The organism is Ideonella sp. (assembly GCF_036277275.1).
In the GTDB taxonomy this organism is placed as follows: Bacteria; Pseudomonadota; Gammaproteobacteria; order Burkholderiales; family Burkholderiaceae_C; genus Ideonella.
Genome location: NZ_DASUNH010000073.1, coordinates 16599 through 27326 on the forward strand (window position 1 = coordinate 16599; position 10728 = coordinate 27326).

The window sequence follows — 10728 nt, forward strand, 5'->3', positions numbered from 1 at the left end:
CGGAGCCGCGATGGAACCTTCGGCACTCAACGACCCGTTCGCGCAACTCGACGATCAGCGCACCTTCATCCGGCCGAACCCGGGCGGCCGTTCGCCCACGGTGCCGGTGCCTGCCGACACCACGCGCGATACCGGCCATGCCGGCGACGGCGCCCTGCCCGAGCAGGGCCTGAACCCGCTGGTGGCGCTGGCCAACAAGCTGCTGATGGCCGTGCCGCCGTTGCGCGCCACGCGCCATGTCGACGATGCCGTCGCGTTGCGCAACGCGCTGGCGCAGGGCATTCGCGAGTTCGCGGCGCAAGCAGCCGCGGCGGGCATCCCCGGCGAGCGGGTGATGGCCGCGCGTTACGTGCTGTGCACGATGCTCGACGAGGCCGCCGCCGACACGCCCTGGGGTGGCTCGGGCGAATGGTCACGCAACAGCCTGCTGGCGATGTTTCACAACGAGACCTGGGGCGGCGAGAAGGTCTTCCAGCTGATGGCCCGGCTGGCCGAAAAACCCGCGGCCAACCTCGACCTGCTGGAGTTGATCTATTGCGCGCTGGTGCTCGGCTTCGAAGGTCGCTACCGCGTGATCGACAACGGCCGCGCACAGATCGAGGCGGTGCGCGACAGGCTCGCGCAGATCATCAAGCAGCAACGGGGTGACCATGCGCCGGCACTGGCCCAGCATTGGCAAGGTGAGCCGGTACGCCAACGCCGCTTCGCCAGCTGGTTGCCACTGGCGGCCACTGCCGCCGTGGCCACGCTGGTGCTCAGTGGCGTGTACCTCGCGTTGACGCTGTCGCTGGGCGAACGCTCCGACCCGGTGTTCGACCAGATCCAGGCGCTGCGCCTGTCGCCGCCGGTCGCCGTGGCGCCACCGGTCATGGCCAAGCCACGGCTGGCGCAGTTCCTTCAATCCGACATCAAGGCCAACCTGGTGACCGTGCGCGACGAGGTCGACCGCAGCGTCGTCACGATCCGCGGCGATGGCCTGTTCGCCTCGGGCAGCGCCACCCTGATGCCCGAGCGTGAAGCCCTGATGACCCGCATCGCCGAAGCGCTGGCCAAAGTCAGCGGGCCGATCCTCGTGACTGGCCACACCGACAAGACGCCCGTGCGCACCGTGCGCTTCCCGTCGAACTGGCACCTGTCTGAAGAGCGGGCGCAGTCGGTGAAGCAGTTGCTGCTCGCGCATGCCGTTGCGGCCGATCGCGTGCGCGCAGAAGGCCGCGCCGACAGCGAGCCCGTGGCCCCGAACAATGACCCGGCGCAGCGTGCGCAGAACCGCCGCGTCGAGGTGACGCTGTTCGTTGGCCGCAGCGGTGAGCCGATCGCCCAGCCGGCTCCGTCGGCGTCTACCCCCGGGGGGGCGCGATGAAGCGTCTGCTGGGGTGGATCTTCAACCGCTGGGTGCTGGCGGCCGTCGTGCTGCTGGCGCTGGCGCTGGTGATCCACATCGTCGGCCCGATGGTGGCGATCGCCGAGTGGCGGCCGCTGGAAAGCGAGCGTGCCCGCTGGATCACCGTCGGCGTGCTGGTCGCGGTCGTGCTGCTGTGGATGGCGCTGGCACGCTGGCGCGCCCAGCGCAGCAACCAGGCGGTGGTCAACCAACTGATCGCCACACCGAGGACCGCCGCCGAGAAGGCGGCCGAATCGCCCGACATGGCGGCCGTGCGCGAGCGCTTCGAGAAGGCGCTGCTGACGCTGCGGCGTGCGCGCTTCGGCGCCGGCGGGCTGCTTTCAGGCTGGTCGGCCAAGCTGGGCGGGCGCTACCTCTACGAGCTGCCGTGGTACCTGATCATCGGTGCGCCGGGTTCGGGCAAGACCACCGCATTGCGCCACAGCGGGCTGAACTTTCCGCTCGCCGATGCGACCGGCACGCAAACCGCGATCCACGGCGTCGGCGGCACCCGCAACTGCGACTGGTGGTTCACCGACCGTGCGGTGCTGATCGACACCGCCGGCCGCTTCACCACGCAAGACAGCGACCGCGAGAACGACCGTGCCACCTGGGGCGGCTTTCTCGGCCTGCTCAAGCGCTCGCGCCCGCGCCAACCCGTCAACGGCGTGCTGGTCACCGTCTCGGTCACCGACCTGCTGACCCGCAGCCCCGCCGAGCGCGCGCAGCACGCCGCCACCGTGCGCCAGCGCGTGCAGGAGCTGCACGAAGACCTGGGCATCCGCTTTCCGATCTACCTGCTGGTCACCAAGAGCGATTTGCTGGCCGGCTTCATGGACTATTTCGCGACGGTCGACAAGGACCAGCGCGCCACGCCCTGGGGCTTCACCTTCCCGATGCAGGCCGCGGGCAAGGCTGCGCTGCAGAGCTTCGGCGCCGAGTTCGATGCGCTGCGCCAGCGCCTGACCGACGGCCTGATCGACCGCCTGCAGACCGAGCGAGACCCGCAGCGCCGCGCCCGCATCTACGGCTTCCCGACCCAGTTCACCGGCCTGCGGCCGATGCTGCAGGAGTTCGTCAACGCAGTCTTCTCGCCCTCGCCTTACGAGGCCGACCCGCTGCTGCGCGGCGTCTACTTCATCAGCGGCACGCAAGAAGGCACCCCGATCGACCGTGTGCTCGGCGCCGTGGCGCGCAGCTACCGGCTTGAGCGCGCAGTGATCGCGCCCAACCAGTCCAGCGGCAAGAGCTACTTCCTCAACCGGCTGCTGGGCGAGGTGGTCTTCGCCGAAGCGGGCATCGCCGGCACCAACCCGAAGTGGGAGCGCAGGCGCACGCTGCTGACCGCCGCGGGCTACGCGGCGGTGGGTGTGGCCAGCGTCGGGCTGCTCGCGCTGTGGAGCACCAGCTACGTCAACAACCGGCGTTATGTGACCGACGTGGCGACGCGGACGGACGACGTGCGCAAGCTGCTGCAGGCCACGCCCAACCGTGCGACGGCCGACATCCTGCCGATCGTGCCGGCGCTCGATGCCACGCGCGGCCTGGCCGGCCAGTTGGACGACGTGCCCTGGTCGCTCGGCTACGGCCTGTTTCAAGGCCACAAGCTCGACAGCGCGGCGCGTGCCACCTACCAGCGCATGCTGGCCGACGCCGTGCTGCCCCGCCTGGCGCTGCGCATCGAAGAGCAGCTGCGCCAGTCCGACGACGCGCCGGAAACGCAGTACGAGGCGCTCAAGGCCTACCTGATGCTGCACGACCCCGAGCATTTCGATGCCGAGACCTTGCAGCGGCACATCGAATCCGATCTGGACAACCAGCGCCGCGAGCTGACGCCGGATCAGCGCGCGCAGTTGTCGGCCCACCTCGGCGCGCTGCTGTCCCAAGGCGCGGTGGTCTCGCCGATCCCCGCCGACAAGGACATCGTCAACGCCAGCCGGGTGCGCCTGGCCAGCCTCACGCTGCCGCAGCGCATCTACAACCGCATGCGTTACCGCGGCTTCGGCCAGGAATTCCCCGAGTTCAACGCCGTGCGCGCCGCGGGCAACAACGCCGCCCTGGTGTTCGCCCGCACCAGCGGCGCCCCGCTGACCCAGGGCGTGCCAGGCCTGTACACCCGCGACGGCTACCACCGCGGCTTCGAGCGTCAGGTCGACGACGTGGCCGAGCAGCTGGCCCGCGAACAAGACTGGGTGCTCGGCATCACCGAGCCCACGCAGAACGTGGTCACCGTCGTGCGTGGTGGCCGCACCCCGGCCGACGACGCCCGCCGCCTGTACCTGAACGACTACGCGGCGGCGTGGGAAGCCTATATCGCCGACCTCCGCCTGCAGCCGATGACCAGCCTGGCCCAGTCGGTGCAGATGTCGCGCCTGCTCTCGGCGCCGGACAGCCCGCTGCCGCTGCTGATGAAAGCCATCTCGCGCGAGACCACGCTGGCCGGTGGCGACTCGGTGGTCGACAAGGCCAGCGACAAGGCGGCCGGCGTCGTGCGCCAATCGCGTGACCGCATCGCCGACCTGCTCTCGGCCAAGCCTCCCGCCGGGGCCGGTGGCTCAGGCTCGGCACCACGGCCCGAAAGCGTCGTCGACGACCGCTTCGCAAGCCTGCGCTTCCTCGTGGCTTCCCCGCAGGGCGGCAAGGCCCCGCTGGACGACACGCTGGGCCTGATCGCCGAAGTCAACGTGCTGCTGAACGCGGTGGCCACGGCGATCCAGGGCGGCGCAGCGCCACCGGCTTCGCCGCTGCCCAACCGCGTCAAGGCCGAAGCGGCCCGCATGCCGCAGCCGCTGCGCGCGATGCTCGACAACCTGTCGCAAAGCAGCGCGAACGCGTCACAGCTGGGCGTCAGGCAGAACCTGGGGCATGAGGTGCGCTCGCAGGTCGGCGAGTTTTGCCAGCAGGCGGTCGCCGGCCGCTACCCGCTGGATCGCACCGCCACGCGCGACGCCACACAGGCCGATTTCGCCACACTGTTCGGCCCCGGCGGCAAGATCGACCAGCTGTTCCAGCAAAAGCTCGCGCCCTATGTCGACACGACCACGAGGCCCTGGAGATTCCGCCCCGTCGAAGGCACGCCACTGGGCCTGGACGGTGGCTCGCTGCCGCAGTTCCAACGCGCCGCCGCGATCCGCGAGACCTTCTTCCCCGCCGGCAACGCGCCGTCGCTGAGGCTCGATTTCAAGCCGATCGAGATGGACGCGACGCTGACCCAGTTCATCCTCGACATCGACGGGCAGATCGTGCGCTACGCCCATGGCCCGCAGATCCCGACCGCGGTGCAATGGCCGGGCCCGCGCGGCAGCTCGCTGGTGCGCGTGCAGGTCAGCCCGCCCAGCCCGAGCGGCAATCCATCGGGCATGACGACCGACGGCCCGTGGGCGCTGTTCCGCCTGTTCGAACGCGTGACGATCGAGAACACCAACGCGCCCGAACGTTTCCGTGCGACCTTCAACATCGACGGCCGCAAGGCTGTCTTCGAGATCACCACCAGCAGCGTGCGCAACCCGTTCCGGCTGCGGGAGCTGAACGAATTCGCCTGTCCGGCGGGGCTGTGACCGGCATGATGGATCTGACCGCCCCGCCGATGAACGACACCACCTCGTTGCCGGGCTGGTACGGCAAGCTCGCCTCGCTCGGCGACTTTGCCCAACGACGCCTGCCACCGGCCTGGGTGCAGAGCTGCGACGCCTGGTTGTCGCATGTCATGCAGCGCAGCAGAGAGCAACTGGGTGAACACTGGCTGCAGACCTACCTGACCGCGCCGGTGCTGCGCTTCGCCTGGGCCCCGGGCGTGCTCGACAACCAATGGTGGTTCGGCCTGCTGATGCCCAGCTGCGACAACGTCGGCCGCTACTACCCGCTGCTGATCGCCCAACCGCGCGCGCGGCCCCCGACGGATCGCATCGCACTCGACCACCTGGAGCTCTGGTACACCCACCTCGCCAACGCCGCGGTGCAAACGCTGAGCGACCAGACCTCACTCGATGCCTTTGAACGCGCACTCGGCGACGCGCCGCCCTGGCCCACCGCCGGGCCTGCGTCGCCGCTGAGCACGCGCAGCACCGTGACGGCCGAGCGCTACGAAATGGCAGCGTCGGTGCCCCTTTCGCGCTGGCTGCCGGCCATGGCCGCCACCGAGCTGCTGGCCCGCGTGGCGGGGTGCACGCTGTGGTGGCGGACGACGGACGACGGCACCGGGGCGTCGGTCAGCCTGGTGCACCGGCTGCCGGGGGCGGAGACGTTTGTGGAGTTGCTGGTGGGGCGGGCGGGGTGAGTGAGGTCGGCCGCCACGAACAGGGGCTGCCGACCCGTTGCGGTGCCTTGGCACGCGATGCCCGCCGGGCAACCGCCTCCGCTCATGTCCCCCGGGTCGGGCTGCGCCCGACCCTCCTCCTTTACTTCGCTGCGCCGGTCACCCGACGCCCTCGGCAGACCGCCGTTTCTGCTTCGCGTTGAGGTGCCGGTGCGCCCTTTGCGACGGCTGCGATTTCGTTGTCGGCCACTCGACCGTTGCCCGCCGACTGACGGCCCGTGTACGACTCCTTGCGGCCGAACTGGTGGGCGGTACTCGACCGCTGCCGACATTCGGCCCGTCAAGGCGAGCGGCAGGCTCGCAGCGGTTGGAGCCGGTCGCGGACCGCCGCCCTACTCACGCTGACAGCCACCAAGCAGTTCCGAGGGAGAGGTGCGGGCTCGAACGTCGGCTGCACGAGGTACTGCTGCCGTACACCGCTACGAGCCGGTTCACGCTGCGTCGGCGACCGCCGCTCACCGCGCGAACTTGCAGTCCCGACCCAAAGGAGGAGACCACCACCGGCGTGAACTTGACGACCCAAAAGCGGCTGGTCCCTTCGCCGTGCAGGCTGTCTGCTCAGTACGCGCCCATGTAGTCCTTCTTGCCGATCTGGATGCCGTTGTGGCGCAGGATGGCGTAGACGGTGGTGACGTGAAAGAAGAACTGCGGCAATCCATAGTGGGAAAGATAGGCTTGGGCGCCGAACTTCCTTTCCTTCGGCGTGCCGGGGCGCAAGATGATCTGGCGCTCTTCGCTGTTTGCGAACTGTGCGGCCTGCAGGCTGTCCAGGAATAGCAGGCTTTCCTCCAGCATTGCGGTCAGGTCGGCAAAGCTCTTCTCCTGTCCTTCATTGGCCGGGACCGCCACCCCCGCAAGACGGGCACAAACGCCGCGCGCAAAGTCCGCCGCAATCTGCACCTGCTTCAGCAAGGCAAACATGTCGGGGAACAGCCGTGCTTGCAGGTACGCATCAGGCTCGACGGCGTGAGCGATGGCGTGTGCTTCAGCCTTGGCCAGCACGGCCTTCATCGCACTCAGCATTTGCTTGAAGACTGGAACCGATTGGATGTACATGGGTGAGGTCATGGTTCTTGTCCTGATGGTGGCGTGGAACTGGGCGCTGACCGAGACGGCGCGCTGGCTCGATTGTCGGGCACGTCACACTTCATGCCGGATGCGCAGCGCTTGGGGCCATGGCGGATCCGGCGACAGGGCCGGACCGTCCGCATGGCGTCGAGCAGCTGCTTCAGCCGAGGGCGAAGACGGCACATCGTGTTGCCCATGATCGGCGAGGTGGGCAGCGCGCGGTTCGGTCGAGGTGCCCGCTTCTGCTACGTCCAACCGGCGCGCGGTCTTCGTGGGAAGCGGGCTCGGCTCGCAATTGCTCGCTCTTCGATTTGGACCCGGACGAACGGCCTGAGCAAGACACCCTCCATGCTTGAGCTGAGCTGGTGGCCCGGCGGTACCGGATCAGTCAGCGCCAGGTGCTGCACGACGTCGCAGGCATGGTGCGCTACCCGATCCGCCACGACCTGGTGCAGCCCGACGTCTGAATTTGCACGGTCGGTGGCCTGTGTTCTTTACCGAACAGACGGCTTCATCCCGTGGCGTTAGCGTGATCGTCAGCGCCTTGTTGCGGAAGTGGAAGAAGTGCGCTTCGAGTTTGGCGCTTGAGGAACCGCGCCGGCAGCCTTCCCGCCATTGCAAGCCGTCACGGTTCGCAACGCAGGAGCACCCGAATGATCAGCTTTTCGAAATTCATTCTGAAGAACATTGAGCCCATCCTGCTGGAATGGGAGAAGTTCGCCGCCACCTTGGTGCCCGAAGCGCAGCGCATGGATCACACCCTGCTGCGCGACCACGGCGAAAAGATGCTTCAAGCCATTGCTCGAGATCTCTCAAAACCCGAGTCAGAGAAGCAGAAAGCTGAAAAGTCCAAGGGCAAGGCTGCCGGCGGAAACGCTGAATCAGCGGCCAAAGTGCATGGGGCCGATCGATTGGCCCTGGGCTTCACGCTCAACTCGGCCGTCTCCGAATATCGCGCCTTGAGAGCCACGGTGGTTCGCTTGTGGCAGGACGAGATCAAAAAATCCCCCAGTACCCAACCGGCGTTCGAAGATCTGATTCGGTTCAACGAGGCGATCGATCAGGCCATTACGGAATCAGTCACCAGCTATTCAGCTGAAAAAGAACAGCAAAGCCGCGTCTTCAACACAATCCTCTCTAACTCTCCCGACCTCAGTTTCACATTCGATCCCGCCGCAAAGTTGACGTTCGGCAATCGCGCGTTCCTGGAGTTTCTCAATCTGTCCGCGGAAGAGGCGGTGGGCAAACGATGGACCGATCTTGTCGCAGCTGCGGGTGCTGAGCTGCAAAGCCATGTCAAAGCTGTGATCAAACGCCGCGAACGAATGCACGCGGAAATTGAGTTGAAAAACCACGGTGGGAGTGCAGTCATTTTCGATTGCATCTTCGTGCCAGTGCTGACCGTCGATCAAAAACTAGAATCTGTCGCGGGCACCATGCGTGACATCACGAGTCGGGCAGTTGTAGAGAAGACAAACTGGCAGAAGGCTAATTTTGACGAATTGACCGGGTTGCCGAATCGAAGTCTTTTCTTTGACCGGTTGGAGCAGGCTGTACTGCTTTCTGGTCGAACCGGTGTGGTAACTGTGCTGCTGTTCATCGACCTCGATCGGTTCAAACAAGCAAACGACAGCTTCGGTCACAGTGTGGGTGATCTCTTGTTGAAATTCGTAGCTGACCGTATTCGTGCTTGCGTGCGGGAGGCCGATACGGCTTGGGCGGCGACGAGTTCACCGTGATACTCCATTCCGTACCCGACGCTGCACACATCCGCATCGTCGCAGAGAAAATAGTCCATGCACTGGCAACCCCGTTTCAAATTCACGAGCACTCGGTCCAGGTCTCTGCCAGCATCGGCGTCAGCAGTTCGCCGCAAGATGCGCAAACCACCCAATCGTTGATGCGCAATGCTGATTTGGCGATGTACGCAGCGAAAAGCGCCGGCCGCGATCAGGTCGTGCTTTTCTCCCCCGACCTGCTGGCATTGCCCGTCGGCGACTCGACGTTTGGACGACTCTGAGGCGCACGCTCCGATCTGTAGCGACCATTTCAGAACGTTGAGGGCGTCAGAAACCGTAGGTGCAGCGGCCATTCGCCGCGCCGGTCGACGAATGACAGGTGACCAACTCCGCTGACATTCGGGCCGCCGTCAGCGAATGACCGGCCCCAGTCTTGTCCTGCCTGTCGTCAGACGGCCTCGAACGTCAGCAGAATGGCCGGGACTGTGAATCCGGACCGTGGCCCGACAGTTGGCGTTGGCCGTGACAGCCGGGCTGGCCATCGGTCGGTCTCGGCAACGTCTGCGAACTGGTGGTCCCTGCCAAGTGCGGGCTTTCGCGGAGGTTGGCGCGGATCAGGCCACCGGGGGTGCATTGTTCCGCTCACGTCCCCCGCCGCCAGCCTTCGGCTGCCGGCTCCTCCTTGACTTCGCTGGGCAATACACCTCGTCGTCCTGATCAGCCACGTCGCTGGCACCTCAGCGCGAAGCAGAAACGGTGGTCTGCCGAGGGCGTCGGGTGACCGGCGTAGCGAAGTAAAGGAGGAGGGTCGGGCGCAGCCCGGCCCGGGGGACATGAGCGGAGGCGGTTGCCCGGCGACATCGGCGTGCGCCAACCTCACCGGGCATCGCGTGCCAAGGCACCGCAACGGGTCGGTAGCGCACGCGCGCGCTGAAGCAAAGCGGACAGCGGTACTCCGCTCGTGGTCTCAGGAATGCGCTGCGGCCGTTGCACTTCGCTCAGCTGACCTTCACGCCGCACGCGGCTACACGTGTCAGGGGCCGCTTGATGCACGACAGCATGAGTTCGCCTGCCACGGGTCAGCGACAGCACCCACTGCAAAGCCGCAGCCAACAGGCCGGCGCAATGGACCGAGACGGCTCAGCAGCACCCGATCGACGCCATACCCAACGGGCATCCGTCGTTCCGGACTCAACCCTCCTAGGCGGACGCTGTCCCGCAGGCGGCTGCCACCGCGGCGAATTGTGGACACGCCGGGAGAACAACGTATCTGGATGACGCTGGGCGAACCGCGCTTCGCGGTCACCGTTGCCGACAACGACGCCGCACGTGCCTTTGCCGCCCAGATTCCGCTGGTCTCGGATGCGCCGCGCCGCTACATTGAGACATATGCTTTTTCAAGCCGGCAGTGCGAACCTCCAGATGGACAGTACCCGTCTGGCTTGGGAGCAGTTCGTCTCCCGCGGCGTGCTTGATCCGGCCGGGGTGCGGCCGTTCGTGGCGATGGCTTGGCAGCGCTCAGCGGCGGCCGGTTGCGACGCGCGGCAGGCGAAGGCCCGTGTGCTGTCGTCGGACGACACGATGGAGCTGCTGAAGGGCGAATCCGCCTTGATCGATACGGCGTCTCCATTCCTGTCTGCCTTGTCGCGCGCAGCGGGTCGCGAGCGGCACGCCGCCATGCTCGGCGATCGGCACGGACGAGTCCTGAAGATCGTCGGTGACGCGGACACCATGGCCGACGTGAACTTCCCACGAGCAGGCAGCTTGCTTTCGGAAGCGACGGCCGGTGCCAACGGCATTGGCACCGCCCTGGCCGCGCGCTGCTATGTCGAGCTGGTAGGACCCGAGCACTACATCGAGGGTTTTCACGTGTTCACGTGCCAGGGCGTACCGCTCCTGTCGCCCGCGGGTGACCCGGCCGGCGTGCTGAGCATGTCGGTGCGCCGGCAGGAAACGGCTGCCAAGGTGCGAGACATTCTGGTGTGTGCAACGCAGGCCACCGAGTGCGAACTCCTGGCCGAACAGCTGTCCGACAGGCTCTCGATGCCGGCACCATTCGATGAGCTGGTGGAGTCATTGCGGCTCGACGTTGTCCACCGGATCAACTTGGCGCGGCTACAACTCGAACAGGCAGCCCATCGAATCGCCGCCGGGCTGAATACCCAGGAGACGATTCAAACGGCACAACAGTTGGTGCGCAAGTTCAGGCATGCGGCCAGCAT

The 10728-nt window shown here is 66.6% G+C and carries 4 protein-coding genes and 2 pseudogenes; 5 read left to right on the top strand and 1 reads right to left on the bottom strand.

Annotated features, from left to right (window positions below; all coding sequences use genetic code 11):
* The first annotated feature begins 10 nt into the window (after window positions 1-10).
* The 3 genes from VFY73_RS12930 to tagF are packed head-to-tail and all read left to right on the top strand — an operon-like array spanning window position 11 to window position 5660.
* On the top strand, window positions 11-1363 hold the full coding sequence (locus VFY73_RS12930) for a DotU family type VI secretion system protein (RefSeq protein WP_329719310.1): 1353 nt from the start codon (window positions 11-13) through the stop codon (window positions 1361-1363).
* Window positions 1360-4941, top strand: a complete 3582-nt coding sequence (gene tssM / locus VFY73_RS12935; protein ID WP_329719311.1) for a type VI secretion system membrane subunit TssM — start codon at window positions 1360-1362, stop codon at window positions 4939-4941. The genes VFY73_RS12930 and tssM overlap by 4 nt, the downstream gene beginning before the upstream one ends.
* Before the next feature lie 29 nt (window positions 4942-4970).
* The gene (tagF, locus tag VFY73_RS12940; protein ID WP_329719313.1) at window positions 4971-5660 is read left to right on the top strand and encodes a type VI secretion system-associated protein TagF; all 690 of its coding nucleotides are present in this window, start codon (window positions 4971-4973) and stop codon (window positions 5658-5660) included.
* Between the two features lie 597 nt (window positions 5661-6257).
* On the opposite strand, the gene VFY73_RS12945 is transcribed toward tagF, so the two are convergent.
* Window positions 6258-6767 (bottom strand): DUF1993 domain-containing protein, encoded by a 510-nt coding sequence (locus VFY73_RS12945; RefSeq protein ID WP_329719315.1) that lies wholly within the window; start codon window positions 6765-6767, stop codon window positions 6258-6260.
* Window positions 6768-7420: 653 nt separating this feature from the next.
* On the opposite strand from VFY73_RS12945, the pseudogene VFY73_RS12950 reads away from it, so the two are divergent.
* Together VFY73_RS12950 and VFY73_RS12955 are read left to right on the top strand one after the other, a co-directional pair.
* Window positions 7421-8787, top strand: a pseudogene (locus VFY73_RS12950) (diguanylate cyclase domain-containing protein).
* 1141 nt (window positions 8788-9928) lie between these two features.
* Window positions 9929-10728 (top strand): annotated as a pseudogene (locus VFY73_RS12955) (hypothetical protein); the annotation flags it as partial.

Excerpts from the sequence above, each read along its gene's own strand:
- tagF (WP_329719313.1), top strand. The coding sequence starts at position 4,971 with ATGAACGACACCACCTCGTTGCCGGGCTGGTACGGCAAGCTCGCCTCG.
- VFY73_RS12930 (WP_329719310.1), top strand. The coding sequence starts at position 11 with ATGGAACCTTCGGCACTCAACGACCCGTTCGCGCAACTCGACGATCAG.
- tssM (WP_329719311.1), top strand. The coding sequence starts at position 1,360 with ATGAAGCGTCTGCTGGGGTGGATCTTCAACCGCTGGGTGCTGGCGGCC.
- VFY73_RS12945 (WP_329719315.1), bottom strand. The coding sequence starts at position 6,767 with ATGACCTCACCCATGTACATCCAATCGGTTCCAGTCTTCAAGCAAATG.